This is a genomic window from Desulfonatronum sp. SC1, assembly GCF_003046795.1.
Taxonomy (GTDB): Bacteria; Desulfobacterota; Desulfovibrionia; order Desulfovibrionales; family Desulfonatronaceae; genus Desulfonatronum.
This window is the reverse complement of sequence record NZ_PZKN01000093.1, coordinates 1-528: the sequence shown is the minus strand read 5'-3', so window position 1 is coordinate 528 and position 528 is coordinate 1. Positions and strand designations below refer to the sequence as shown.

General features: G+C 49.6%; 1 protein-coding gene. It reads left to right on the top strand.

Annotation, left to right across the window (positions count from 1 at the left end; translation table 11 throughout):
* Positions 1-19 precede the first annotated feature (19 nt).
* Positions 20-528, top strand: a 509-nt coding sequence (locus C6366_RS20850; protein ID WP_233248573.1) for a class I SAM-dependent RNA methyltransferase, incomplete at its 3' end; no start/stop codon positions are given.

Here is a 528-nt window from a genome sequence, read left to right as displayed (position 1 = left end):
CTACAAGAGTAATCTTCATTTGAGAACGGCACTTCGGATTCTGCAGCCGCTTACCACATTCACGGCGCGCACCGAAACGGAGCTTTACGATAAGGTAAAGGCCTACAATTGGGCGCCATACATGCGGAATGACCAAACGCTGGCCATCGATGCAGTGGTATTTTCCCGCTTTTTCACCCACTCAAAATATGTGGCGCTAAGGGTTAAGGATGGTATTTGTGATCAGTTCAGAGATAGCACTGGCATTCGCCCATCTGTTGACTTACATCGGCCTACACTCATGATTAATGTGCATGTGGCCGAGGATAAATTCACGCTTTCGCTGGATAGTTCAGGTGAACCGCTTAACAGGCGGGGTTACCGTACCAAAGACCATCCCGCACCAATCAATGAGGCACTTGCTGCCGGTATGGTGATGCTCTCTGGTTGGGATGGCAAGGCGCCATTTATGGATCCCATGTGTGGTTCAGGCACAATTGTAATGGAGGCGGCTATGATTGCTGCTAAAATGGCTCCTAACCTCAAACG